Raw genomic sequence first — 25,110 nt, 5'->3', positions numbered from 1 at the left:
AAACCTTCTTTTTCACGACTGAGTGGATATCTTACTGACTGATATTGGAGAGCTCAATGGCTAATCTTCACAACGAAAACAAAATCGGCACCCTACATATTGTAGCGACACCAATAGGTAATTTAGATGACATCAGTGAACGTGCACTGAAAGTGTTAAGTCAGGTCGATTTGATCGCTGCCGAAGATACGCGCCACACCGGTAAATTATTGAGCCACTTTAGCATTAAAGCAAAAACTTTTGCACTGCATGATCACAACGAGAAGCAAAAAGCGCAGCAAATTTTAGATAGGTTAAACGAAGGTAAAGACATCGCGCTAGTGTCTGATGCGGGGACGCCGCTTATCAGCGATCCGGGCTATGCTGTGGTAAACCTGTGCCGTGAAGCAGGTGCGACTGTGACTCCCGTTCCTGGCGCGTGTGCCGCCATTGCTGCGGTGAGTTGTTCAGGCTTACCGACAGATAAGTTCCAATTCGTGGGATTTTCACCAGCAAAAAGCCAAGCGCGTCAGCAATTTTTTAAAGATGCAGTCGCCTCTGGTATCACCAGTATCTTGTACGAAAGCACCCACCGCATTATGGCAAGTCTAGAAGATATGAAAATCGCGCTGGGCGAAACACAACAAGTTGTTTTTGCTAAAGAACTGACCAAAACCTATGAAACCTTTTTCAGTGGCACGGTTACCGAGCTCATTGAGTTTTTAACCGCAACACCTGAAAAGCAAAAAGGTGAACTGGTGTTGATGTTACCCGGTGAACAAATAGATGAACAAGCATTAACACCAGAAGCGAAAAAGCTGATTGAGTTACTAGAGCCAGAAATGCCATTGAAAAAGGCCTGCGGCGTAGCAGCTGAATATTTAGGGCTAAAAAAGAACGCCTTGTATAAGGCTATCATTGCTGAGCGAGAAGCGTAATACACGCAATTTATCGCGTGCGTTATTGCATTAAAGTGCGTATAATCCACCGCCTGAGTCAGCCGGATAATCGCTGCCTGTGACGAAAATGATCAGGGGGAGGAAAGTCCGGGCTCCAATGGGCAGGGTGCCAGCTAACGGCTGGGGGGCGTGAGCCTACGACAAGTGCAGCAGAGAGAAGACCGCCTAAGTCCTTCGGGACCGGTAAGGGTGAAAGGGTGCGGTAAGAGCGCACCGGGCCACTGGTAACAGTTGGTTGCAAGGTAAACTCCATCCGGAGCAAGACCAAATAGGGTTCCTTATGGTGTGGCCCGCATCGGAACCGGGTAGGTTGCTCGAGCCTAGGAGCGATCCTAGGCCTAGACGAATGATTATCGATCTCCTTCGGGAGTGAACAGAACCCGGCTTATAGGCTGACTCACACCTCAAGCGTAAACATCCCAACATGAGATGTTTACGCTTGAGACTCCCACTTTATCACCTCACGATTACCTTGTTAAAAACGCCATTTATTTGTATATCTCACCACTTTTCGTTAATTTATTCACTAATTTTTACTTTCTGAATTTGTTTAAGTTGCTGATAAACAATGATTTTTAAGGTTGGTACAATACTTGGAAAGATAGAGCTATCTCTCAAACGAAAATGAGTAATGGAACTATCATGTACAAGAACAACAAAGTTTTACTATCAACCGTGTTATGGTTTGGCACGCTTTTATGGTCGGCATTATTTTCATCCTTAGTGAAGGCTGAGTCGGTAGACAAGCTGATCAAAACCCTCATGAAAGAAAGGCATATTCCCGGATTACAGTTAGCCGTGGTTAAAGACGATAAAATCATTAAGCAAGGAAGTTATGGTTTTGCAGACTTACAGCATCAAGTGCCTGTGACTGAGCAGACGTTATTTCCGATTAATTCGATGACAAAGGCGTTTACCGGTGTTGCGATTGTACAGCTCGCTGAGCAAGGTTATCTAAACATTGACGATGAAATTGGTAAGCACTTACCCGATTTACCAAAGGCTTGGCAGCAACTTAAAATTAATCAATTAATGGGTCACACCACAGGTTTGCCGCCGATCCTGGCATCAAATTATGCCCTAGAAACCATTGTACCGAATGATGCGGAAGCCTCATGGCAAGCTGTGCAAAAGCAGCCACTTCAATTTACACCTAACTCGCGTTTTAGTTATAACCAAACCGGCTATGTGATTTTGGGTAAAGTCATTGATAAATATGCACCTGAAGGGTTTCCTGCTTTTATTACCAAGATGCAGTTAGCACGTGCTAACATGCCGCAAACCGCGCAGGCAGGTTTTGATTATCTTGAACTTATGGTGCCAAATCAGGCTCGCCAATATATTCATTTAGGTGAGGGGAATTACAAAAACTTTTACGGCGAATTCCCTTATATGTTGAGAACCGCAGCGGGAATGAGTTCAACCGCAACGGAACTAGCTAACTATGTTGTATCACTACAACAAGGCGAGCTGGTTAAAGAGTTAGATATGCTATGGACGCCAGTTAAGCTAAACAACGGGCGTACAGAAGCCTTTAACACCAAAGAAAACGGCTATGCAATGGGCTGGCAAGTGGTTCAGCGTAAATATCACCCCGCAATCAGTGCAAGCGGTGGAAATGCGACTACAGTGATCACCTACCCTGAAGACAAGGTTTCGGTGATTGTGCTTACTAACCTGTTGGGTGGATTACCCATTGAGTTTGTTGATGATATTGCCGCTTACTATATTCCCAACTTTAACGACGCTAGTAAGCAAAAGGCTTATCAGCCGATGGCGTACTTAAAGCAGCTTACAGATAAACATGGCTTTGCCGACTTCGCGACTATGTTTGCAAAAGCGCAGCAAGATACAGGTGTAATGTATGATTTAGAGATCTTGGTGGAGTGGGGCAATAAGCTTGTCGAAAATGGTCAAGTTAATAATGGTATCGAAATCTTTAAATTTGCACTGACACAAAATAACGAGCAGCCATATTACCACAACAGCATCGCGCAAGCGTATGAGTTAAATAAGCAGTATGCACAAGCACTTGAGCATTATCAGCAGTTACTTGCGATAAACCCAAACAGTCAGTTCGCAAAAAATAAAGTCGCGGTAGTGAAGGAGTATCTTTAACTCTCCATAAGACTGTGACGGCAGCCTAAGCAAATCGAAAGCCGCAAGTTCAATTACTTGCGGCTTTTTGGTATTTAACCTGAGGTTTGGATAAGGAATTATCTAACTCATTGTTTTTAAAATAATATTAAATTATTTCCTTGTCTAGCCAGAAAGTTTTGGAGATAACTCCGCTCTCGTGTCCTGCTACCGCCTAGCTACCTACATCCTTGTAGGCAAGGCGAATTTACGCACCAATAGCTGGGCTATTGGAAGTGAATTCAACGCAGTTAGCGCAAAAACTGGCTGCTAGAAAGGCATAAATTATCCGAAGCTCAGGTTATTTACTTTTGGCAATAAATTGCTGTCTATACTTAACGAAGTATTAGAAGCTGCGGTATACTACGCAATCACCTATTTGAGCTATGTACTGCTATAGATAGTTAGTGCAGCTCGTTGATAGCAAATCTGATTGAGAAAGTCATACCATGAGCCAACAACCAACTCTACCCTTAGCGCCACAAACACCGAACCACTGCGTTGATGCCTTTCGCCGCTTTAGCGTTGCACCCATGCTGGATTGGACGGATCGCCATTGCAGAACCTTTCACCGTAAGCTGACTAAACATGCGGTGCTTTATACTGAGATGATCACTACAGGTGCGATTATTTTTGGTAAAGGGGATTATTTGGCGTTTGGTGCACATGAGTTACCAGTGGCGTTGCAGTTGGGTGGCTCTGATCCTAAGGCGCTGGCAGAGTGCGCTAAGCGTGCTGAGGAATATGGCTACAGTGAGGTAAACCTAAATGTGGGTTGCCCGTCAGATCGCGTGCAAAATGGTCGCTTTGGTGCATGTTTAATGGCTGAGCCTCAGCTCGTTGCTGATTGTGTGGCGGCGATGAAGGCAGAAGTGAATATTCCGGTAACGGTAAAAACGCGCATTGGTATTGATGAACAAGACTCTTATGAGTTTCTTACGGCGTTGATTGAAGCCTCGCAGGCGGTGGGCTGTGATGACTTTATCATTCATGCCCGTAAAGCATGGTTGCAAGGCTTAAGCCCGAAAGAAAATCGTGAGATCCCACCATTAGATTATCCTCGCGTTTATCAATTAAAGAAAGACTATCCAGATCTGCATATCAGTATTAATGGTGGTGTTAAAACTCTTGAGGAATGTCAGCATCATTTGGCTCACCTTGACGGCGTAATGGTTGGCCGTGAAGCCTACAGCAACCCGTTTATGTTGTCGCAGGTTGATGAGCTATTGTATGGCGAAGCTGCGTTTACGCAAACTCGCCATCAAGTCGTAAGAAGCATGTATGACTACTTTGAAAGTGAAATGTCGAATGGTGCAAATTTTTGGCATATTGCGCGTCACATGTTGGGTATTTTTCAAAATCAGCCTGGTGCGAGAGGATTCCGTCGTCACTTATCAGAAAATGGTCACAAAAAAGAGGCTGGCATAGAGGTGATGGAAAAGGCGCTGTCTTTTGTACCTGAAGTGTAAAATATATTGCTCCAATCCTATGTGTGAAAAAGACGATTTTATCGTCTTTTTCACTATTTAATGTATCTCAATAAATCTATTTTTCTTTTCAAAAAACCTTAACTCAATGATTTAATTTTGTTTTTATTTTTGGCACGGCTCTTGGAATAGTCTAACTATATTATAAAAGGAGCCGAACAATGACCATCATCAACAGAATTGAAGATCTTATCAAAGCGGAACTTAACGCATTACTAGATAAAGCCGAAGACCCACAAAAAATGGCAACTCAGTTAGTGCGTGATTTAGAAGAAGCGCTATCTGATTGTCGTGCAACGGCAGCTGAGCTTATTTGCCAACAAAAAATAGCGCAGCGTCAAGCTGAGCAAGCAAATAAAGCTGCGGCAACGTGGCAAAGCAAAGCCGAACATGCTCTTGAAAAAGGTCGTGAAGATCTTGCCCGCTCAGCCCTTGAGCAAAAGCAGCGAGAAACCGAAAAAGCGCAAGAAGCACAGCAAAAAATTGATGATCTAACGCCTGCACTTGAAAAACTCAGCACAGATGCGAACAAGTTGCAAAGCAAAATTCAGCAATTAAAGGCAAAAGAAAAGGCCATGTTGCGCCGCTTGGAAGCTGGTAAGGCAAGGTTAACTATCAAACAAACGCTGAATAGTGACGATATGCACTCTGCAACGCGCAAGTTCGACGAGTTAGAACGTAAGGTGGCGCGCCTTGAAGCTGAAGTCGAATCCTATGACTTAGGGCAGCCCGATGTATGGCAGCGCTTTGAAGATGAGCAAAAGCAACAACAAATCGACGATGAATTAGCCCAACTGAAGCAAAAAATGGCGAGCTAGGCTCGCCCACAGCAACGACTGAGCAATCAAAGCGAAAGGGGATAAAGATGAAAAATAGATATCAATCAACACTGTCTCAAATGAATAGTTCAAAGAAAATTGGTGGCGTATGTGCGCAACTAGCACAACGTTTTGATATGCCAATTTGGTTAACGCGTTTACTAACGGTATTGCTGTTTTTTAAGTTTCCAATGTTGGTGTTATTGGCGTATGGCGTCGCTTGGTTTGCAATGCCAAAAGCGCAATACGAAAACTAAGTACGGCGACGAGGTAGGCACTATGAAAGTCGTGGCCGGTATATTATTAGCGCTGGTATTTTTATTGGCGCTATCTTGGGTGTCGCTGCCACTAATATGGTTAGACATCAGCGATCTGCAACTCGATATGGGATTTGACCTAGGTTGGTTTGGCTTTGAAATACTCACGTTGCTATTTGCAATTGTAGCGCTGGTGGTGCTAGGAGCACTCTTGAGCGCGGGTGTTTTAGGGTTGCTCCTTATTGTGTTCATTGGGCTAGTAATGACATTGCTATTTAATTCGCTGATAGTGCTATTTCCACTCATCTGTATTATTGCAATTGTGTGGTTAGTGGTAGACAAATCTGCTCAAGCAAAAGTTTGAGCAGTGGGTTTTTGTTGGCGGTAGGAGATAAAAAACACGCTAAATTGGGATCTGTGATATAGTTATTTGCAGTTATAAATCCAAGGAAAGCCAACATGAAATCAAGTGTAATCAAAACCTTAATTTTTGCTTTATCAACTTTTATCGGCTTTAACGCTTCAGCTCATCAAGGGCATGAACATGGTGAACATCATCATGGTTCGGAGCAACTTTCTGTTCACAACGCAACCGTGCGTACTTTTTTACCGGCAGCGCCTTCAACTGCAGGTTATCTCGTTATTGAAAACCCAACGCAGCAAAATAAAGTGCTGGTTAAGGCTTCGCTTGAAGGCGTTAAGCGTGTTGAAATTCACGAGCATGTTCATAAAGAAGACATGATGAAAATGCAACGTGTCGACGAGCTCGCGATCCCCGCGGGTAAATCAGTAACATTTCAGCCTGGTGGTTATCACTTAATGGTGTTTGAACCAGTAGAAACATTAAAAGTCGGTGAGAAGCGTAAGCTTACGCTATATTTTGCTGATGGCGATAGGATCTTCACCATGGCGGAAGTCGTCGCACTTGCAGACATGTTTGGTGGCAAAGAAAAATCAAACGCCGGACATCACTCTCATCACTAAAAACAGTGAGGTATTAAATGGGAAATCATACGGGAAAAATCATCTCTGGCATTATCGCTGTCATATTTCTGGGTTATGTTATAGCCGTGTATTGGAGTGTGGAACCAGAGCAGTTTGACGTCGTCGCGGCAGCAAAAGCGGATGCGCAGAAAAATGGCAATACATTAGTCACTGGATATGTAACGACACATACCTTGATTAAAGTGACAGATACACTTTTAAATAAGCCAGGTGGTTACTTGTCGAATGACATGATGCCACCAAGCGTAATGATGGATAACATGCCTGCTTGGGAATACGGCGTGCTTGAGATGACACGAGATCTTACACTTTCGATGCGTAAAGATTTTAGTCGTTCACAATCTCAATCGACTGAACACCCAAGTTTAAAGCTAGCCCAACCACAGTTTAATATCAGTTCAACAGCGTGGATGTGGCCAAGTGCTGAAGGTGAATATCAAAAAGGCAATGACTTACTACGTCAGTATTTGACTCAAATCTCTGATAATAGTAACCGCGACAGCCAGTTTTATGCGCGTGCTGATAACTTGAGAGCTTGGCTAAAAGAGGCCGAAAAGCGCATGGGCAGCCTAAGCCAAAGATTAAGTGCAAGCGTAGGTCAAGACAGATTAAATACCGATTTAGCTGGGGATTCGGCAGCCGATCAAGCAACCATGACGCCAAGCCATAATATGGTGAAAACCTCTTGGTGGCAGATTGATGATGTATTCTATGAAGCCAGAGGCGCCACGTGGGCGTTACTGCACTATATGAAAGCGGTAGAGCATGACTTTAGACCTGTGCTTGAAAAGAAAAATGCACTTGTCAGTCTACAGCAGATCATCAGAGAGCTAGAGGCGACTCAAGAGACAGTGTGGAGCCCTATGGTATTAAATGGCAGTGGCTTTGGCTTGGTAGCGAATCATTCTCTGGTTATGGCAAATTATATTTCGCGAGCCAATGCGGCTCTCATCGAACTTAGTGAACTTTTAGCGCAAGGATAACATCATGAAAAAACACTTTTTAGCAGCGGCATTATCTCTCGCTTGCTTAGCACCTGCTGCACACGCAGACACGGTACTCGGGCTTTATGTCGGTGCAGAAGGGTGGGATACCGAAACCGAAGGTAGCTTTGCTGAAAAAGGCAATATGCAAACCTTTAACTTTGACGATGAAACTTTTACGAGTTTCTATGCTGCACTTGAGCACCCAGTACCGCTGGTACCAAATATCAAGTTACGATATACCGAGCTTGAGTTAAATGGTCAAACGACGTTAACAGAGTCTTTTGACTTTGGTGGCCAAGTTTATACGGTTGGTACTGACGCGACAACAAACGCAGATCTAAACCACATCGACTACACATTGTATTACGAAGTGCTAGACAATGACTTGTTGACGTTAGACTTTGGTGTGAACTTTAAGCAGTTTGACGGTTCTATCATGGTAACTGGTACTGCAAATGGTCAAACACGCACAGAAGAGGTTGAATTCTCAGGCTTTGTTCCTCTAGGTTATTTGCGAGGTGAAGTGGGTTTACCACTTACAGGGCTAAGTGTTTTTGCCGAAGGCAGCATGCTTGCAATTGATGACAGCAAAATCCAAGATTATCAAATTGGTATCGCTTATGAGTTTATCGACAATATGGCTGTTGATGTTGCGGTAAAAGTGGGTTACCGCTCTATGGTACTTGAGCTAGATGATATTGACGATATCTATACTGATTTGGATGTCTCAGGTCCATTTGCAGGGATCCAACTACACTTCTAAGATAATGTAGTTTACTCCTTTACCGGCTTGGTGCGAGCGATCGGCCAAGCCTTTTTGGTTTGTGTTGAGTAAATAGAACAACTTCCTTATCTATCTTCCCACTCGAGAGAAAATTCGCTTTCAAAGGCCTTTTCTACAAGTTGCTTGTATTGTTTATTGATTGGGCTTTGGAGTAGTTTTTTTAGCTCGTCTCCGGTTTGCGTTAGCTTGTAATAGCTCAGTACCAAGTCATTGGATTTGGCCGTTAAGGTCATTTTTTTACGTAAATAAACCAGCTGCATTGACTGTCCTTTTTGTAGCGATGCGGACTCAATTTCTTGCCGATAAAGGATATTAATATCCATCAGCGTAAGTATATTTGGGAAGTTCAGCCCAGCTTGACTTAAGTTGATGGATTCAGTGCTGCCTTTACGTAGCAAATCAAAAATAGACGGCTTTTTATAGTAGCCATGAAGAATAAGGTAGCTGTCTTCTTTTTCTAAGTAGCCACACAATGGTGCACATCTTTGTAACGCGGTTGCTTCACGCTGGGTCATCATCTTTAGGGTTTGCAGACTTTTAATTGAAAAAGTGCCGGGTGTAATACTTTCACCCACTAATATCTTTGCCCACAACTTTTGCATAGAGTGATTGGCAATGTCTTCTGCAAGGGTGATGAAGTGCTCCAACCAATCGGGATCGGGGCGACCTCGGGCGGTAACCTCGGGGCATAATGTCAGCGCCATGCCCATAATGGCCTCAAGATTTTGCTGGCGCTGGATCTTGATTAATTGTTGGCGCTTTAGAGCGCGTTTTAGCGTGCCGTGCTCAGTTCGCACCGTGTATTGGTTATCTTTATTTTTATCAGACTGATAACGGTCATTTTGAGTGACCAGCGGTGTGATCCGTTTCACCATGGGGTAGCCGAGCTTTTCTTCAATCGAAAGCGCTAAGGCTGATTTTACTTGTGCATTTTTGACTGCCATATCAAGCTCGTAGTTTATACAGTGTATGCATATGATTGACCGCAGAATTGGTTACTTGCGGTAAATACTGCTGCATAAAAAGTGCGATAAAACTGCCAATAAAGGGCGTATTGGCTCTTCCTTCAATCGTGATGGTCAGTTGTTTATCGGCCTGAGCAGTCAACAAATTAAGGCTAATTTTGGCTAAATGTTCATCGTCTACATGTAATGAAAGCTCTAAACTCTGTTCGTTGATTTTGGTGATGGTCATTTCTGCTTCTCCCCAAGGATGCACTAACACTGCTGAACCACCCACTCGTTGCTTTTTTGGCAAAATACGAAAGTGGATGTCTTCGGTTGCTTGCCAATTAAATAATGCTGGCCAATGGGATAATACCAATGGAGAGAGTGTTGTGTTATTTGCAGAAATATCGGTGCTTTTTACCACTTTATAATGGTGTGGCATCGCTAAACCAGCAATCACAATGATAAGTGCCAAAATCATCAGCATTCTAATAGGAGTAGATAAACGTTTGATACAGAATCCTCTTTGGTAAAAAGTATGCTAAATCATCTATTTTGTTCTATGCTCGACTATAATATTTCATGTATGTTAATCAAACAGAACTGTAATAGTAAAAATGTACCATATTTTGTAAGATGGTAAACACTGGAGTGAATCAGTGCCTATAATTAAAGAGTAGTGCGGATTTAAAGGGTAAAACATGGCACCTGAGCAAGAAGATTATTTGTTTGCAGAGCACGAAGAAGTTACTCAAGAAGAAGAAACGACAAGTGCTTTTTGGGATGTCTTAGTCGTTGATGATGACCCAGAGATCCATTCTGTTACTAAACTTGCGCTGTCTAATTTAGAGTTTTGGGGCAAAAAGCTCAGGTTTTTTCACGCCTATTCTGGCAAAGAAGCCATTGAGATTTTAAAAGAACAAAATAATATCAGTATCCTTTTACTCGATGTGGTGATGGAAACCGACGACGCAGGTCTTAATGTCGTGCGTCGAGTGCGCGAAGAGATCAAAAATATGGCAGTACGTATTATTATGCGTACAGGTCAACCGGGTTATGCACCGGAAGAAAAGATCATTCGTGAGTTCGACATTAACGATTATAAAATGAAGACAGAACTCACCCGCAGCAAACTGGTTACTTCTTTACTTACCGCTATCCGTTCTTATCAACAAATTTGTGAGCTCGAAGCGCAAAGCCACGCACTAGAGCAGATCCTTTCAGCTTCTCGCGCCATACTCGGCCATACCGATATGGGCTCCTTTGCAGCAGCGGTCGTTGCCCAATTGGCAAATATTTTAGATGCGTCAGGCGAAGGCTTAGTGAGTGGCTACCTAGATGATGATATGCATTTAAGGGTGTTTGGCGGTAGTGAGCAGTACCGTGAATTCTTTGGTCATGGTATAGAGCAGCTTGATAATGGTCGTGTCATCATGCAAGTACAAAACTGTATTGATACCGAATCCCACCAATCTACCGCGCATGACATTACCTTCTTACTTGAAAGCAAAAACAAAAAAGCAGCCATTTATTTAGAGCTAGAGGCTGAGCCATCGGAAGCGCAATTGAAGTTTGCTGAGATATTCCTGACTAACGTTGGTGTTGGTCTTGATAATATTAAGCTATTCAACGAATTACGTGAGGTTGCTTACAAAGATAATCTCACCAAACTACCTAATCGCGCTAATTTTATCGAGAAAATAGAGTCGTACTTTAACCAGCAACAGTCGCTCGTTTTTATTCTTGTTGATATTGCTCAATTTTCTGACATCAATAACGGGTTAGGCCAAGAAGTTGGGAACTTGCTGTTATTAGGAGTTGCTGAGCGAATTAGTATTGAGTTTCCTGAGGCCCAGTTAATTTCACGAATTGGTGCGGATGTGTTTGGCTTTTTAATGCCAGAGTCGCAGTTTGATGAAGAGTCTTTTATTGATAACTTGTGCGTGCCCTACCATGTCGGGGAGCATTTGTTGACTATGCACTTTCATATTGGAGTGTGCCGTCAAGAAGACTTCCAACCGCAAGGAATAGAGACCTTAAAACTTGCGTATATTGCGCTTAACCAAGCAAAACAGTCGAGTATTCCACTGGATTGGTATACCCCAGATTTAGAAGAAAAAATGGCTTGGAAGCTGGGGTTAATAAGACAGCTCAGGCAAGATTTTGAGATGAAAAAACTCGAGGTCTGGTATCAGCCTCAGTTTTCTATTGCTGATCGCAAGGTGATTGGCTGTGAGGCTTTGTTGCGTTGGCCTTCAGGAAACGGGAATTATATTTCCCCTGCGATTTTTGTTCCGCTTGCGGAAAATGCAGGGCTTATTGTCGAAATTGGCCAATGGGTATTAGAACAAGCCTGTCAGTTGCAGGCAACGTTGCAGCAGCAGGGATTCGGTGAGCTTAGCATTGCTGTTAACGTCTCTGTGCCGCAGTTTAAGGTGCCAAACTATGCACAGCAGGTTAAGGACACTATCTTGTCGTTTAATGTGGAGCCTAAGCATATTGAGCTTGAAGTGACAGAAAGTGTAGTCATGGATGAGGTAAACTCGGTGATCAATACACTCCAAGAGTTACAAGAATTTGGTGTTGAGGTGGCCATTGATGACTTTGGTACAGGATTTTCTTCTTTGAGCTATTTGCAAAAACTTCCTTTAGCACGGCTTAAAATCGACCGTGCTTTTGTCAAAGATATTCCTCATGATGACAGCGGTGCAATTGCCGATCTTGTCATCTCTTTAGGTCAGCATCTTGGCCTAAAAACCATTGCGGAAGGTGTTGAGACAGAAGAGCAAATGACGGTGCTACAAAAGCTTGGCTGCGATGAGGTACAGGGATTTTTATTAGCAAAGCCAATGCCTGAGCGAGACTTGCTTGAATTTTTAGAGTCAAATTAGACAATTGTGTTGTTAAAATCGGTGCAATTGCTTTTCTTTGTAATGTTGATTAGACTAAAGTTTGAACACTCCGTTCTTAAATGTACTTAGGTACTTTGTATTATCAATAATAAAGGATTTGCTATGAAAATCGCAGGAGTTTGTGTTGTCCTATTGGTGCTTCTGACGGGTTGTAATTCAACGACCGAGTCGGCAAAAAACAATAATGAGAGCACGATAGCTAAGAATCAAGATGATTTATACTGTAAGCAAGATATCATCACTGGTAGTAAGTTTACAAAACGAAGATGTCGTACTAAAGACCAGATCGAGCATGATCGACGTGCGGCGAAAGACATGCTTAACCGACAGCAGAGTACTGTTGGCGTTCAGGGCGGTCAGTAAATTTCGCTTTGTTAGGCTAGCACGAGCAGTCTAATTATTTGCTCTAATTGAGGAAACAGTTGCGAGTTGCGCTGAAAACTCCTCTTTTAGAGCAATTACCTTTCTTTCTCTCTCAAGTTTAAATTACGCTTTATCTTTCCTGACTATCTCCACTTATTTAACCTGAGGTTTGGATAAGGAATGAGCTAACTCATTGTTTTTAATAACACATTAAATTATTCCCTTATCTAGCCAGACAGTTTTAGGGATAACAAGGCGAATTTATGCACCAATAGCTGGCTATTGGAAGTGAATTCAACGCAGTTAGCGCTAAAACTGGCTGCTAGAAAGGCATTAATTATCCGAAGCCCAGGTTATTTAATTGTGATTACGGTGGTATGAACGTTAGCGGTGATAGATATTATTGTGTGCATGGTATCTCATGTTTTAATACCAAATAGTCTTAATACCCACTCGATGTGAGAGGGGAGACCTGACGCTAGCTGCGTTAAAACTTCTTTTTTAGAATAACTAGGTGCATTGCTGCTAGCTGGGTGCGGAGCAAGCGACAAGACTTTCTAACCTCAAAAATAGCTCACCTTATTAAAAAAGCTTTGATGTCAGATGAGTAGTTAACAGATATTTGCCTTCAAGGCATCATGATTAAGCAGTGGTGTGAGAGTGACGTTAAACTAAAAAAGCCCCCGCAGCTTTAAACCTGCGGGGGCTCATAGTTACGACTAAATCTTGCGGGCTTTAGACTACAGTCTAAATGTGAAACCTGCGAAGATATAGCGACCCAAAGAATCATAGAAACCAGGGTAAGTGTTACCATTTGCTGGGCCTGCAGGACCATTTGGTACTAGTGGAGCTGTATTATCAAAGATATTATTTACACCACCGCGGAATTGCAGGTTATCAGAAGCATTCCATGTTACTGCAATATCAACGTAATCACGTGCAGTCATTGGAACTGGTCCATCGATTACTTGGCCGTCGTCATTTCGTGCGAATTCCTTCACTTCACTTACATAACGATAGGTTGCTGTAATGTTTGCATCCCAAGGTGTTACCCAAGTTGTTGAGAAGTTTGACTTAAAGTCAGGAACTGGATATTCACATACCGCTCTATCCCAACGACCAGCACAATCGTCAATATCACCACCTGGTAAGTTTTGCGTTGCAAACTTATCTAGCCATGTACCGATTAGCTTGAAGCGTAAAAGACCCATATCATCAGGCAGGTTATAACGGTATGATGCATCAAAATCGATACCGCTTGTTTCTACGCTACCAATGTTGGTATCAATCGCAGTGATCGCATCCTGGCCTAGCCACAATGAGCCTGTTGGACCACGGTTAATCAGTCCACAGAACTCGTCGTTACCATTAATCGCACACTGATTGAAGATTGTTGCTTCAGGGATTTCTTGAATTGCGTCTTCAACAGTAATGTCGAAGTAGTCAATCGCAATGTCTAAACCTTCAATGGCTTCAGGAGATAATAGAATACCAAACGAGATAGTATCTGATTTCTCAGGCTCTAGGTCTGGGTTACCACCAGTGATACTATTGTATTGACCTGCTGGGTTGATTAGTGCGTTAGAACCATATTTAGATGGATCAAGACCTGTTCTGGCACACTGCTCAACAGTTAAAGTTGGATTCGCGCCACCACATGGATCTTCCCAGTTAAACAAACCTAAACCAGCAGATCTGAATAGGTCACGTACGTTACCTGCACGCACTGCGCGTTGGAAGCTTGTTCTCAAACCAAGTTGATCATTAACGCGGATATCAAACGCACCTTTATAGGTGTTAGTTGTTTTATCCGTTGAATAATCAGAGTAGCGGTAAGCTAACTCTAAAGTAATATAATCAGCAAATTCAGAGTCTTCGACTAAAGGTACGTTGAATTCAGTAAAGAATTCATTGACGTCAAATTCACCACTTACGCCAAGAACTGGACCACCTTGACCTGCACCGTCACCCGACTGGAAGCCTTGATCCGGATTGAAGTCTAGCGACTCTTTTCTGTGCTCAAGACCAAATACCACGCCCACACCAGTGGAAGTCCCAGGTACTACAACACCGTACTCAGTAAGGTCACCAGTAACATAACCACTAATTTGTTTTGTTCTCGTGTCACCACGAGCAAATAGAGGCATAGTTAGATAGTCAATTTGCTCTTGAGTGATGTTCGCTGGATCGAAAATATTCCAAGGAATACAGGTTGGATCGCTACCATCTACAACTGACTTACATACCACGTTACCGTCATCATCTGTTGTTGCTTGTAATGAACGAATGATTCTGGTTGTAGACATGTCGTTTTGGTAAGTCTGAGCATATGATACGTTACCAAAGTTCATATACGCATCATAACTCCAGTTGTCATCGATTTCACCGCGAACACCTAGTACAAAACGAGTTGAGGTATGGCGAATATCGTCTTGACGAGGGCCACCTTCAACATTACGTTTACCGATGAAAGCACCCTTAACAACACCATCTGTTGCAACACCGTCAGGTCCGCAAAGCGTATTTCTTTGTGAAGCTGAAAGTAGTGGGTTATCACAGCTAATATCAACTTGATTCAGGAATGAACCAGAAGGTGCGATCTGAGCCACTGTGCGGTTGTCCATGTAGTTAAACTCAGCATAAAACGTATGGCTGTCGTTAAAATCATAGTGACCTAGTAAACCAAATGTTTTACGTTTGTCTGGACGTTGGAAATAGTTTAGTGGGCCGTAGTTGTACACTGTGCCAGCTGTAGGAACTAGATCGGTACCAGATACTTTGTAGTCATAGGTATCGAAATCGGTAATACGGCCATCTGGAATTGTTCCTGAACCACCACAAATACGTGTACCTGTCGCGTTTATATTCATAGCACAGGCACTGTAGTCACGGTTATCCTGTGTCACCTCTTCGATATCACGCCAAGTCGCGTAACCTGTGATGTTAGCACGGCCATCTGCAGAGTTTGCACCAAAAGTCAGAGAGATATCATGGGTGTCGCCATCCCATTGACTTCCGTCAGGTACCGGGAAGCCTCTATCTTTTAGTGCTCGTTGCATGTCTTTGTGGTCGTTATCATGTTGATAAACACTACCTTGATACTCAACTTGGAAGCCTTCAAAGTCGTCTTTCATGATAAAGTTTACAACACCAGCAACAGCGTCTGAGCCGTATGTTGCTGACGAACCACCAGTTAACACATCAACACGATCAACTAAAGCTGCTGGGATTTGGTTAAGGTCAGCACCGATACCACCAGCAACAGGAGAACCAGAAGGCAAGCGACGTCCATTAACGAGTACCAATGTACGTTCTGTGCCTAAGTTACGAAGGTTTACTGTTGCGGTACCTGTAGCTCCATTTGCTTGGCCTGAAGTTTGGTCAGCAAAGATTGCAGGCATATCGTTGAGTAGATCTTCTACCCTAGTAATACCTGCAACTTTAATGTCTTCGGCCGTAACACTTGTTACAGGGCTCGCACCGGTCATGGCAGCTCGCTTGATACGCGTACCAGTAACCTCGATTCGTTCTACGCTATTAGTAGCGTTGGCATCTGTTTCTTCAGCGTGGGCGATACCTGATACGCCTGCAGTCAGCGTTGAACAAGCCAGTAGAGATAGCCTGATCGTTGCTGATAGGTTAGAAAGTTTCATCTTATTTCCTTATTTATTTATTTATTAGCAGAGTAGGAAAATGTTCCTGCAACATAGAACTTACAACGCATCTACTGAAAGTTCAATGGTTCGTTTGTAAAACCGTCAAATGTAATGGAGATATGAGCTTTTTTATAACGAAATTATACGGATGAAAGTTGAAACAAAACATTTCTAGATAAAAGTAAAACAAAGGAATGAGTAAATTGTTGCCAAAAAAAGGACACCGCGATGGTGTCCTTGACGATGAATACCTGTGGAGTTGCTTACTCTTCAGTGATAAATGCTTCACCGGATTGAATCCACTCTGCTGGTGGCAATCCTTTCAGGTGATAATCAAAGTATTCTTTCATACGAATTGAATAATCTAGCTGATTTGGCAGCTTTTTCAGATGGTGCGGTTCACCTTCGTATTGTAAGAAAATAGCGTCTTTATCATGTCTTCTTAAGGCTAAATAGTATTGAATACCTTCTTGCCAAGGCACTGCGCCGTCGTTATCGCCAAACATGATCAAAATCGGCGTGTTTACTTTATCAGCGTAAAACACTGGAGAGTTTTCTATATATAATTCAGGCGCTTCTGTTAGCGGCTTACCGATACGGCTTTGGCCTGTTTCGTATTGGAACTGTCTTGCAAGACCTGATTCTAAACGGATCCCACTGAATGCTGAAGTCATATTGGATACTGGCGCGCCAGACACAACCGCTTTAAACATATCTGTCTGTGTGATCATAAATGCACTTTGGTAACCAGCCCAAGAGTGGCCTTGTAAGCCAATTTTATCCGGATCCGCAACACCTGTATCAATCAGCGCTTGTGCTGCATTGATCATGGTTTGTGTTGAAGAGCGCCCTGGGTGGCCGATTTCAAAACGAATATCAGGCAAGAATATCGCATAACCGTTTGAGGTATACATTGGCAGGTTTGGTCTGTGATTTAACTCCATTTTCGGGAAGTCATACATGCGCTGGCTCATATAGCGGTAGAAGTAAATCACCACTGGCACTTTATCACCGGCTTTATAATCAGCAGGTTTGATTAACACGCCTTGAAGATCTTCGCCATCGTAGCCTTTGTACTTCACAAGTTCAGGTTTTTGGCCCCAAGCAAATGTCTGCTGCTGTGGATTTAAATCTGTGAGTTTTGTCGGGTTATTAAAGCTGCTATCTGAGACCCAATAATCAGGAAATTCTTGATAAGACTGTCTTGTGAAAATATAAGTGTCCGCCTCTTTGGCTTTTCTCACAACACCATATTTAGCTTCGCCAGACAAAACAGTTTGCAACTTGTTAGCTTGTAGGGAAAGCGTTGCAATATGCGTTTGTTTATTTTCGAGGTTGTGCGCACTTAATAGTAAGGTATCGTCTGGGTTAAAGCCTAGTTTGTCCTTATCTTTATACTCAATGCGGTATTGTGTTTGGGTCTTATAGCCGTCAGTTAGTCGAGTTGCTTTTGCCGTTTTGGTATCAAATGCCCAAATATCATATTTACTATAGGCGTAGAGCGTCGAACCATCGAGCTGCCAACCAGCAAATCCAAACCCTTCGTTTGGTTCTGGTTTATCATGTTTATCATCAGCAAACAGTGCGTTTTTAACCGCTTTGCTGACCGGGGTAAGCTGTTGTGTGGATAGCGATTTCAACCAGACTTGTTGACCGTCGAAATAGGCCGCATGTTTACCGTCAGGTGCGACGGTAGGGCGATTTGAACTTTCTTTAACAATGAGTTGTTTATCACCGCTGTTGATATCAACGCTGTAGTAGTCGCGATAAAAGCCCTTGTACATAATCTGCTTTAGGTAGGGAGTATCGTCGCTGGCCAGCACAAAATTTGCGTTTGTGCGCAGTGAAATAGCAGGCACTTGAAGGTTTTCAAGCTGTACTACACGCTCGCCATTAATGTGATAAACCGCTTGATAATGTTGATCTCGACGGCTTTCATTCCATGTTTTTATTTCTCTAGTTTTGATTTCAGGATCGGCATTGTGCCAAACTTTTAAGCCTTTTTGCTGGCGAATGGTATCGTAATCATAAAGTGAGCTTTCATCTGTGTATTTAAGCACTTTGGCTTTTGCTTCAAGCTGTGGACGATTTTCAAAAAACAGTCGAGAGCCATCTTCAGACCATTTGATTGATGCTGTCTTGCCTGAAAACCAACCGCTTGGGTTGTGGATGTCGGTTATTTTATTGCTTGTTGGAGACCATAATTTGAGTTGGTAGTCGCGGCGGCGTTTGTCATCGTTGACATAATTACCTAAATAAAAAGCGACATGTTGAGAATTGGGTTGCCAAGCAATGTCTCCTAAAGTCACACCGGGCTCATCAATAAGACTTGTGATTTGATTGCTTGCTAAGTCAATAACGGCCACACGGTTTTTACTGCCGTCTTCACTGCGCTGATTGACAAGTATCGCGTTACTATTTGGTGCTACTTTGTATGCTGCGATGTCGTCATAGCGAGTGCTCTCATTGTTAGAAAGATTCAGCACTACAAGCGTTAAGGTTTCGTCGCCTTTATCTGCACTGATTTTGAGTTCATCAGTTTGCTCGTCTGTATTCGCTTTTTCGTCTGATTTGTTGTCGCCTTTTTTTGCATCCTCACGGTACACCAGCCATAGGCCATCATCTGAAAGTTGATAATCTTTAACCGAGCTAAAGGTTTGCTGGGCCTTAGTTGTGGTATTCACCAACACTAAGTTGTTTTTTAGTGTTTTTTTCTTCTTTTTATCTGCCGTTTCTTTTTCAAGTAGGGTAGGGCGCTGGGTAAAGCTAACCCATTGACCGCCTTTATTGATAACTGGATTCGTGCCACGGGGAACCGATGCAATCAGTGCTTTATTATTGAGAGAATACACTTGGCCTTCGCTGTCACCACGGTAAGGCTTTGCACTTAGGCCGAGGAATGTGCCTTGTTCGGAGATCACCGTACCCTGAGGGTAACGAAAATCAAAAACATCTTTAAATTCAAGGCTGGGTTTAGCTGCTAAGCTGCTTACACTAAAAAGTGCTGCGCTTAAGAGAGAGAGTTTTAGAGTCATATTTAGAGCATTTTAGTATGTATTTATGATGTTTTTATCACTTTTAACGGTGAAACTAAAATGCTCTGCGGTGTGCGGATGTATTTAAGCGGCTAGCCGCAGGTGCTTAAAGCCAGATTTTCTCAAGCTCAACCCACTGTTTATCGAATTGCGCGGTTGGTTTTGCTTTAAAGTCACTTCTGACAAACTGATTCATCTTACCCTCAACAAAAGCTAAGAATAGGTTAGCCAGTACACTTTCTTCGCTCGTGAATGTCTTACCTTCTCGTAGTTTACGCTCTCTTAATACTTGTTTGAATTGTGTCTCAAGCTTTTCAAATAAGCTTTGTACTCGTTCACGTAAGCGTTCTTGCTCACCTTGTAGTGCATCACCCGTTAAAATACGTGTGATCCCAGGGTTTTTCTCTGCAAAGGCTAGGAGTAGAGTAAGAATGTTGTAGATCCGGTTACGGGTTTCTTTTTCGTTTTCTAGGATTAAATTAATGCGTGACAGTAACGTATCTTCGATGAACTCAATAAGCCCCTCAAACATTCTCGCTTTACTTGGAAAGTGGCGATAAAGCGCAGCTTCTGAAACCCCGACTTCAGCAGCGAGTTTAGCTGTGGTGATACGCTGTCCCGGGCTGGTTTCCAGCATTTGTGCGAGTGATTGAAGAATTTGCTCTTTGCGATTACTACGTTTTGTCGCTGGCATGAAATTTCCCTTATTTTTCTAATTGTTATATTGTTTTTGTCGGGTTTATTAAGCACAGAGAGTGATGCGCAGAAGTGCAAACCCCGACTCGTTTACACGTTATCGGGGTATCATGTTAATGTTTTATTCAGTTTCTTTCCAGTCTTTTACATGAAGGTTATTTTATCTTTTCGGCAATAGCTTGCATGACAGTGAGTGCTAACTCTTTTTTGCTAGAGTGAGGGAGTTCAAGTCGGTCTTTTTTCCAATATAGGGTCAATGCGTTGTTATCTGAATTAAAACCACCTGTGCTATCCGACACATCATTCGCACAGATCATATCCAGCCCTTTATTTACCAATTTTCCTTGCGCATATTCGGCGACATTCTGCGTCTCAGCGGCAAAGCCAACGGTATAAGGACGAGACTGTTTTAGTGCTGCGACAGTGGCGATAATATCGGGGTTTTTGACCAGTGTAAGTGTGATTTCATCGCCTTGCTTTTTAATCTTTTGCTCGGCAACGGTGGCTGCACGGTAATCAGCGACCGCCGCGCAGCCGATAAAAATATCCGATTGTACGGCATATTCGAGTGCAGCTTGTTGCATCTGCTCAGCACTTTCTACATCAATTCGAGTAATTCCAGTGGGGGTATTCAGTGAAACCGGCCCTGCTATCAGATTTACGCTTGCACCTAGAGCTTTTGCTGCCTCGGCAAGACTAAAACCCATTTTTCCTGAACTGTGGTTGGTAATAAAACGCACCGGATCTAATGCTTCGCGTGTCGGTCCTGCGGTGATAGTTACCGTTTTTCCTGTTAATACTTGCTCAGTAGGGCGAAGTGCAGTTAAACACAGTTGTACCAACTCGTGAGGTTCAAGCATGCGTCCTGCGCCTACATCTCCGCAGGCTTGCTCGCCTTTACCGGGTCCCCAGATTTGGACATGGCGTGAAGTAAGGGTATTGAGATTTGCTTGAGTCGATAGATGTGCATACATCTGTTGATTCATTGCCGGCGCTACGGCAACAGGCGCGGGCGTTGCGAGCAGTAATGTGGTCAGTAAATCATCTGCAATACCCGCCGCCATTTTGGCGAGGATATTCGAGGTCGCAGGAGCAACCAGCACTAGGTCTGCCCATTTTGCAAATTCGATATGCCCCATTGACGCTTCTGCTTGTGGGTCAAGCAAAGAGTCAGAAACGATTTCACCAGAGACCGCCTGCATTGTCAGTGGCGTGATAAAGTGCTTAGCAGACTCAGTCATCACCACTTTGACATCTATTTGCTGTTCTTTTAGGCGGCGAACGAGTTCTGCGCATTTGTAAGCAGCGATACCACCGCTGATCCCAAGTAAGAGGCGTTTATTTCTTTGCATGTTTGTTTTATACGATCACAGTATCAATAAACTAAAGATATCACAGTCTGTGTTTGCTTTTGAATAATCGTGATCACCCGCTAAGCTTAATTTAGTCAAGGAGACATACAAAGATAAGGAATAGTAGGATGCAAATATCAGCCTTACCCAAATCTGCACGACCAAGAGAAAAGTTAATTGAGCAAGGCCCTGAGGCGTTATCCAATGCCGAATTATTGGCTATCTTTTTACGCACAGGGATCAAAGGATTAAATGCCATAGAGCTTGCCGAATCCTTGTTGCAAGAACAGCAAACGTTACAGCGTTTATTCAATGCCTCGTTAGAAGAGTTTTCAGCGTTAAAAGGCTTAGGCGTTGCCAAATACACGCAGTTACAGGCCGTTTTAGAGCTAAGTCGGCGTTATCTAAAAGAAGAGTGCTTAAGAGAAACGGTATTTCAAAACCCGACAGCGGTACGTGACTATTTGAGTGCTCAACTACGGGGGCTTGGGCATGAAGTGTTTATGGTGCTGTATCTAGACAACCAAAATCGCCTGATAAAAGATGAAGTGTTGTTTCACGGTACAATTAACGCGGCTTCGGTTTATCCAAGAGAAGTAGTAAAGGCGGCACTAAAATACCACTGTGCAGCCGTGATTTTTGCCCATAACCACCCATCGGGTGTGGCAGAGCCCAGCGAAGCGGATAAACTCATCACGAAAAAGTTGCAGCAAGGTTTGGCACTGGTTGATATTAATGTACTTGACCATTTAATCGTCGCCGGAAGTCATTGTATTTCGTTTGCCGAACGAGGACTGATTTAAGCTGAGTTGCTGTTTTATCAGGTGGGTTTCGCTTTCTCAAGCTGTCCTTTTGAACTGAGCAAAATAGAATGGAGCTTGATCACTCAGCTTTTACTCGAAGTGTGAGGTAGCTGGTGGAGTGTTGCTGCCTAAATATACGTATAAGCACGAAAATTAAACAGTGAAAATTACGATGTAGAAAGGGCCAAAATAGAAATTTGCTCGTTAAATCAGCATATTTGTATAAATTTTATAAATTAGTTCAATTTAAATGCAGTTTTTACTTTCCTAGTGGGCTTCGGATCATTATAATTGGCCGCTATCAAATTTACCCATGAGCTGATTTCAGTAGGATCAGATCCTTGATCTCTGCCTGTAGATACTGTATAAAGAGCGCCCTTTGATTTTACCTAGGGCACGCAGTTAAAAGGCCTTTAAGGGAAAATTAAGCTCGAGCGAAGTTATTGGAGATACATAGACATGTCTAAAGTCTGTCAAGTTACAGGTAAGCGCCCAGTGGTTGGTAACCACCGTTCGCACGCGCGCAACGCTACTAAGCGTCGCTTCCTACCTAACCTACAAACACACCGTTTTTGGGTTGAAAGCGAAAAGCGTTTCGTTTCTCTACGCACTACTACTAAAGGTATGCGTATTATCGATAAAAAAGGCATCGACGCGGTATTAGTAGATATCCGTGCTCGCGGCGAAAAAGTTTAAGGAGCTGAATCATGCGTGATAAGATCCGTTTAGTTTCAACTGCTGGTACTGGTTATTTCTACACTACCGACAAGAACAAGCGTAACATGCCTGAAAAAATGGAGATCAAAAAGTTCGACCCTAAGGTTCGTAAACACGTGATCTTCAAAGAAGCGAAAATCAAGTAATTCGTTTCAAGAATCAATAAAAACCCAGCCTCGGCTGGGTTTTTTGTTTTTGTACTTTAATTTTTCACGGTTAATTGCCAAAGCTCACCACTTGGTTGCTTCAGCTCACTGAAAATCACATCGCCATTTTGCAATATATCAAACTGTCCAATAAATCGTTGTGGCGGGGTGAAATACAACTTTTCTTGTTTAGTCTTCAGGTCAAATCGCCAAATACTTTTGTCTTTTTCATAGTAAAGCGCATTATCTCTGAGTCGCCAATTCAACCAATTTCTCACTGGTACATCCGTCACAACTACAGACTCTAGCCCGTCTTCCAGTTGCCAAATTCCGGGTTGTGTAAACTTGGTAAAATACAACACATTATTAAGCTTGTAGCCGCTGTAGCCACCTTGTGTTGTAAGTTGCTGATGTTGGTTTGTTATTAGATTTAGAGACCATAACTGCCAACTACCAGAGCGTTCACTGCTGTAAATGATTTCGTTGTTATCTTGGCTGTAATTGGCAACGTAAGGCTTAAGCTCAGGACTTATAAGTTGTGTTGTTTTTTGGCTGTTGATAGCAAACTGGTAAATAGCGTCTTGATATTCATACAGTATTGTTGAGGCATCGTGGTTAAGTTGAAAGCGCTGAAAATTAAATATGTGAGGCAAGTCAACTTGAGTGTGTTGTTGTGTTTCAGTGTCCATAGACCATAAAGCGGAATGCGCGCCGTGATCCGAAATATACCAAACTCGCGGCATTTGATTTGCGCGAGGTAAGCGATTCAATGCCTGATTATCAACAAGTGGTGAAAAGGTTTGATCCGATGCGTCGAAAAGGTGAATTAGGCTAGTTAACTTATATTGGTTAAAGAGCAGGGTCTCATTGCTATCTTGTAATACTAGGCTTTCGATTGGTGCTGTGAGCTTGTGAAGCAGTTCTGCTTTACTCGATTTTATATCAGCGCGATAAACGCTACTACCTGCGCTAAAGTAAATAGATTGTCCGCTGGCAGACCAAGTTAGTGCCGTGAGATTATAAGGTAACTTAACGGTGCTCTTTACTGACATGCTTGGGTAATCGTACACCGTCAGTTCGTGCTTATCTTCTCCAAGATAGCGTGCGGCGGCGAGTTGGTCTTTAGTTGTGGATAAACTAAATAGATGATCGCCTCTAAGGTTTCCTGAGATTGGAGGAAGCGTTAGCTGAATATGTTGTTTTGTATTCGAATCGAAACGGTAAAGGCCGTATCCACTATGTATATTTGTGCGTTTTCGATAAATGATTTCGTGCGGATTTGCGCCCCATATTAGTTTAATGTTTTCGATAGGCTGGCAAGGAAATAGCGCCATGTGCTGTGCCTGCGTGATATCAAACTGTTTTACGGTACAGCCATTATCATCGTCGATATAGGCAATGTGTTTGGCGTCTGAGCTTAAGGCTTGTGCGCTTATGTTGCCAGAAAACAGCTTTCTATTTTGCTTGCTGTGATTGAGCCATAACTCCGATTGCTGAGTGTCGGTAGGATGCAGGTAGCTAAAGCTTTTATATTGAGGTGCGCTACTTAACTGCAGCTCGATACCGCTCTGGCTCGTTAATTTTTGGGGCGCGAGTGGTTCGTTATTTTGCGCTGGCTGCATGAACTGATAGGCTATAAATGCACATACGCTGGTAATAAGTAGTGAAGCACCTAAAAGTGGCGCGATCCGGGAGCTGGTCTTACTTATTGTAGCCGGAGTATGACTTGTGACTGCCGGAATAAGTCGGTATCCAAGGGTAGGGATAGTCTCTATATACTCGGTTTTACCATCTAATTTATTCATATACTGGCGCAACGTCGACATGGCTTTATTGATTGCGCTTTCTGTGACTACGCGACCTTGCCACACTTCTGCAATGAGTTTATCGCGCGAAACAACATTACCATTTGCTGCAATTAAGGTTTGTAGCAATAAGTAAGGCTTAGGCTCAAGTCTGATGGAGTCTGTGCTACTCGTCAGCGTTCGATTAACCGTATCAAACCGAATGGCTGCAATCTCATAGCGCATTTATTATCCCTTTGATTATATTGTTTATATTTATTGGTAAGG

Annotated in this window: 21 protein-coding genes and 1 other RNA gene; 15 read left to right on the top strand and 7 right to left on the bottom strand. The window is 43.0% G+C overall.

Annotated features, from left to right (window positions below):
- Window positions 1-56 precede the first annotated feature (56 nt).
- From rsmI to EXT48_RS16290, 10 genes are all read left to right on the top strand, one after another.
- Window positions 57-917: a 16S rRNA (cytidine(1402)-2'-O)-methyltransferase gene (gene rsmI / locus EXT48_RS16335; protein WP_130165054.1), complete on the top strand. Its 861-nt coding sequence runs from the start codon at window positions 57-59 to the stop codon at window positions 915-917.
- Window positions 918-971: 54 nt separating this feature from the next.
- An RNA gene (rnpB, locus tag EXT48_RS16330) (RNase P RNA component class A) lies at window positions 972-1,342 on the top strand.
- Window positions 1,343-1,580: 238 nt separating this feature from the next.
- The gene (locus EXT48_RS16325) at window positions 1,581-3,056 is read left to right on the top strand and encodes a serine hydrolase (RefSeq protein WP_130165053.1); all 1,476 of its coding nucleotides are present in this window, start codon (window positions 1,581-1,583) and stop codon (window positions 3,054-3,056) included.
- Window positions 3,057-3,523: 467 nt separating this feature from the next.
- Window positions 3,524-4,543, top strand: coding sequence for a tRNA dihydrouridine(20/20a) synthase DusA (gene dusA, locus EXT48_RS16320; RefSeq protein ID WP_130165052.1), 1,020 nt, complete (start codon window positions 3,524-3,526; stop codon window positions 4,541-4,543).
- 179 nt (window positions 4,544-4,722) lie between these two features.
- On the top strand, window positions 4,723-5,379 hold the full coding sequence (locus EXT48_RS16315; RefSeq protein WP_130165051.1) for a PspA/IM30 family protein: 657 nt from the start codon (window positions 4,723-4,725) through the stop codon (window positions 5,377-5,379).
- A 47-nt stretch (window positions 5,380-5,426) separates the two neighbouring features.
- Complete coding sequence (locus EXT48_RS16310; RefSeq protein ID WP_010376716.1) at window positions 5,427-5,636, top strand: PspC domain-containing protein; 210 nt, start codon at window positions 5,427-5,429, stop codon at window positions 5,634-5,636.
- Between the two features lie 22 nt (window positions 5,637-5,658).
- Window positions 5,659-6,000, top strand: a complete 342-nt coding sequence (locus EXT48_RS16305) for a hypothetical protein (protein WP_045987624.1) — start codon at window positions 5,659-5,661, stop codon at window positions 5,998-6,000.
- A gap of 95 nt (window positions 6,001-6,095) precedes the next feature.
- Window positions 6,096-6,620: a copper chaperone PCu(A)C gene (locus EXT48_RS16300; protein WP_010376720.1), complete on the top strand. Its 525-nt coding sequence runs from the start codon at window positions 6,096-6,098 to the stop codon at window positions 6,618-6,620.
- Window positions 6,621-6,637: 17 nt separating this feature from the next.
- Window positions 6,638-7,624: a DUF2333 family protein gene (locus tag EXT48_RS16295; protein WP_130165050.1), complete on the top strand. Its 987-nt coding sequence runs from the start codon at window positions 6,638-6,640 to the stop codon at window positions 7,622-7,624.
- Window positions 7,625-7,628: 4 nt separating this feature from the next.
- On the top strand, window positions 7,629-8,390 hold the full coding sequence (locus EXT48_RS16290) for a TIGR04219 family outer membrane beta-barrel protein (RefSeq protein ID WP_010376724.1): 762 nt from the start codon (window positions 7,629-7,631) through the stop codon (window positions 8,388-8,390).
- Window positions 8,391-8,476: 86 nt separating this feature from the next.
- On the opposite strand, the gene EXT48_RS16285 is transcribed toward EXT48_RS16290, so the two are convergent.
- Together EXT48_RS16285 and EXT48_RS16280 are read right to left on the bottom strand one after the other, a co-directional pair.
- A complete protein-coding gene (locus tag EXT48_RS16285) occupies window positions 8,477-9,355 on the bottom strand; it encodes a TIGR03899 family protein (protein WP_017219066.1) in 879 nt (292 codons plus the stop codon).
- A gap of 1 nt (window position 9,356) precedes the next feature.
- Window positions 9,357-9,839 (bottom strand): hypothetical protein, encoded by a 483-nt coding sequence (locus EXT48_RS16280; RefSeq protein ID WP_130165049.1) that lies wholly within the window; start codon window positions 9,837-9,839, stop codon window positions 9,357-9,359.
- A gap of 220 nt (window positions 9,840-10,059) precedes the next feature.
- On the opposite strand from EXT48_RS16280, the gene EXT48_RS16275 reads away from it, so the two are divergent.
- Window positions 10,060-12,249, top strand: a complete 2,190-nt coding sequence (locus EXT48_RS16275) for an EAL domain-containing protein (protein ID WP_130127081.1) — start codon at window positions 10,060-10,062, stop codon at window positions 12,247-12,249.
- A gap of 123 nt (window positions 12,250-12,372) precedes the next feature.
- On the top strand, window positions 12,373-12,633 hold the full coding sequence (locus tag EXT48_RS16270; protein WP_010376734.1) for a hypothetical protein: 261 nt from the start codon (window positions 12,373-12,375) through the stop codon (window positions 12,631-12,633).
- A 740-nt stretch (window positions 12,634-13,373) separates the two neighbouring features.
- On the opposite strand, the gene EXT48_RS16265 is transcribed toward EXT48_RS16270, so the two are convergent.
- The 4 genes from EXT48_RS16265 to coaBC all read right to left on the bottom strand — a co-directional run bounded on the left by EXT48_RS16265 (window position 13,374) and on the right by coaBC (window position 21,372).
- Window positions 13,374-16,286 carry a TonB-dependent siderophore receptor gene (locus tag EXT48_RS16265; protein ID WP_130165048.1) on the bottom strand — a complete coding sequence of 971 codons (2,913 nt, stop codon included), beginning with the start codon at window positions 16,284-16,286 and terminating at the stop codon, window positions 13,374-13,376.
- Window positions 16,287-16,552: 266 nt separating this feature from the next.
- Window positions 16,553-19,324 carry a prolyl oligopeptidase family serine peptidase gene (locus EXT48_RS16260; protein ID WP_130165047.1) on the bottom strand — a complete coding sequence of 924 codons (2,772 nt, stop codon included), beginning with the start codon at window positions 19,322-19,324 and terminating at the stop codon, window positions 16,553-16,555.
- Window positions 19,325-19,430: 106 nt separating this feature from the next.
- A complete protein-coding gene (slmA, locus tag EXT48_RS16255; protein ID WP_095729731.1) occupies window positions 19,431-20,018 on the bottom strand; it encodes a nucleoid occlusion factor SlmA in 588 nt (195 codons plus the stop codon).
- Window positions 20,019-20,175: 157 nt separating this feature from the next.
- The gene (gene coaBC / locus EXT48_RS16250) at window positions 20,176-21,372 is read right to left on the bottom strand and encodes a bifunctional phosphopantothenoylcysteine decarboxylase/phosphopantothenate--cysteine ligase CoaBC (RefSeq protein WP_130165046.1); all 1,197 of its coding nucleotides are present in this window, start codon (window positions 21,370-21,372) and stop codon (window positions 20,176-20,178) included.
- 128 nt (window positions 21,373-21,500) lie between these two features.
- Here coaBC and radC point away from each other — a divergent pair, with 128 nt between their 5' ends.
- The 3 genes from radC to rpmG all read left to right on the top strand — a co-directional run bounded on the left by radC (window position 21,501) and on the right by rpmG (window position 23,038).
- The gene (gene radC / locus EXT48_RS16245) at window positions 21,501-22,175 is read left to right on the top strand and encodes a DNA repair protein RadC (RefSeq protein WP_010605891.1); all 675 of its coding nucleotides are present in this window, start codon (window positions 21,501-21,503) and stop codon (window positions 22,173-22,175) included.
- Window positions 22,176-22,634: 459 nt separating this feature from the next.
- Window positions 22,635-22,871, top strand: coding sequence for a 50S ribosomal protein L28 (gene rpmB / locus EXT48_RS16240; protein WP_010376746.1), 237 nt, complete (start codon window positions 22,635-22,637; stop codon window positions 22,869-22,871).
- 11 nt (window positions 22,872-22,882) lie between these two features.
- Window positions 22,883-23,038 (top strand): 50S ribosomal protein L33, encoded by a 156-nt coding sequence (gene rpmG / locus EXT48_RS16235; protein WP_010364212.1) that lies wholly within the window; start codon window positions 22,883-22,885, stop codon window positions 23,036-23,038.
- A gap of 56 nt (window positions 23,039-23,094) precedes the next feature.
- Here the strand turns inward: rpmG and EXT48_RS16230 are convergent, their stop codons facing one another.
- Window positions 23,095-25,068, bottom strand: a complete 1,974-nt coding sequence (locus EXT48_RS16230) for a winged helix-turn-helix domain-containing protein (protein WP_130165045.1) — start codon at window positions 25,066-25,068, stop codon at window positions 23,095-23,097.
- Window positions 25,069-25,110 lie beyond the last annotated feature (42 nt).

This window comes from Pseudoalteromonas sp. CO348, from assembly GCF_004208845.1.
GTDB lineage: Bacteria > Pseudomonadota > Gammaproteobacteria > Enterobacterales > Alteromonadaceae > Pseudoalteromonas > Pseudoalteromonas maricaloris.
Note: the sequence above shows the minus strand (reverse complement) of the source record. Positions and strands in the feature narration are given on the sequence as shown.

Excerpts from the sequence above, each read along its gene's own strand:
- rsmI (WP_130165054.1), top strand. The coding sequence starts at position 57 with ATGGCTAATCTTCACAACGAAAACAAAATCGGCACCCTACATATTGTA.
- EXT48_RS16325 (WP_130165053.1), top strand. The coding sequence starts at position 1,581 with ATGTACAAGAACAACAAAGTTTTACTATCAACCGTGTTATGGTTTGGC.
- dusA (WP_130165052.1), top strand. The coding sequence starts at position 3,524 with ATGAGCCAACAACCAACTCTACCCTTAGCGCCACAAACACCGAACCAC.
- EXT48_RS16315 (WP_130165051.1), top strand. The coding sequence starts at position 4,723 with ATGACCATCATCAACAGAATTGAAGATCTTATCAAAGCGGAACTTAAC.
- EXT48_RS16310 (WP_010376716.1), top strand. The coding sequence starts at position 5,427 with ATGAAAAATAGATATCAATCAACACTGTCTCAAATGAATAGTTCAAAG.
- EXT48_RS16305 (WP_045987624.1), top strand. The coding sequence starts at position 5,659 with ATGAAAGTCGTGGCCGGTATATTATTAGCGCTGGTATTTTTATTGGCG.
- EXT48_RS16300 (WP_010376720.1), top strand. The coding sequence starts at position 6,096 with ATGAAATCAAGTGTAATCAAAACCTTAATTTTTGCTTTATCAACTTTT.
- EXT48_RS16295 (WP_130165050.1), top strand. The coding sequence starts at position 6,638 with ATGGGAAATCATACGGGAAAAATCATCTCTGGCATTATCGCTGTCATA.
- EXT48_RS16290 (WP_010376724.1), top strand. The coding sequence starts at position 7,629 with ATGAAAAAACACTTTTTAGCAGCGGCATTATCTCTCGCTTGCTTAGCA.
- EXT48_RS16285 (WP_017219066.1), bottom strand. The coding sequence starts at position 9,355 with ATGGCAGTCAAAAATGCACAAGTAAAATCAGCCTTAGCGCTTTCGATT.
- EXT48_RS16280 (WP_130165049.1), bottom strand. The coding sequence starts at position 9,839 with ATGATTTTGGCACTTATCATTGTGATTGCTGGTTTAGCGATGCCACAC.
- EXT48_RS16275 (WP_130127081.1), top strand. The coding sequence starts at position 10,060 with ATGGCACCTGAGCAAGAAGATTATTTGTTTGCAGAGCACGAAGAAGTT.
- EXT48_RS16270 (WP_010376734.1), top strand. The coding sequence starts at position 12,373 with ATGAAAATCGCAGGAGTTTGTGTTGTCCTATTGGTGCTTCTGACGGGT.
- EXT48_RS16265 (WP_130165048.1), bottom strand. The coding sequence starts at position 16,286 with ATGAAACTTTCTAACCTATCAGCAACGATCAGGCTATCTCTACTGGCT.
- EXT48_RS16260 (WP_130165047.1), bottom strand. The coding sequence starts at position 19,324 with ATGACTCTAAAACTCTCTCTCTTAAGCGCAGCACTTTTTAGTGTAAGC.
- slmA (WP_095729731.1), bottom strand. The coding sequence starts at position 20,018 with ATGCCAGCGACAAAACGTAGTAATCGCAAAGAGCAAATTCTTCAATCA.
- coaBC (WP_130165046.1), bottom strand. The coding sequence starts at position 21,372 with ATGCAAAGAAATAAACGCCTCTTACTTGGGATCAGCGGTGGTATCGCT.
- radC (WP_010605891.1), top strand. The coding sequence starts at position 21,501 with ATGCAAATATCAGCCTTACCCAAATCTGCACGACCAAGAGAAAAGTTA.
- rpmB (WP_010376746.1), top strand. The coding sequence starts at position 22,635 with ATGTCTAAAGTCTGTCAAGTTACAGGTAAGCGCCCAGTGGTTGGTAAC.
- rpmG (WP_010364212.1), top strand. The coding sequence starts at position 22,883 with ATGCGTGATAAGATCCGTTTAGTTTCAACTGCTGGTACTGGTTATTTC.
- EXT48_RS16230 (WP_130165045.1), bottom strand. The coding sequence starts at position 25,068 with ATGCGCTATGAGATTGCAGCCATTCGGTTTGATACGGTTAATCGAACG.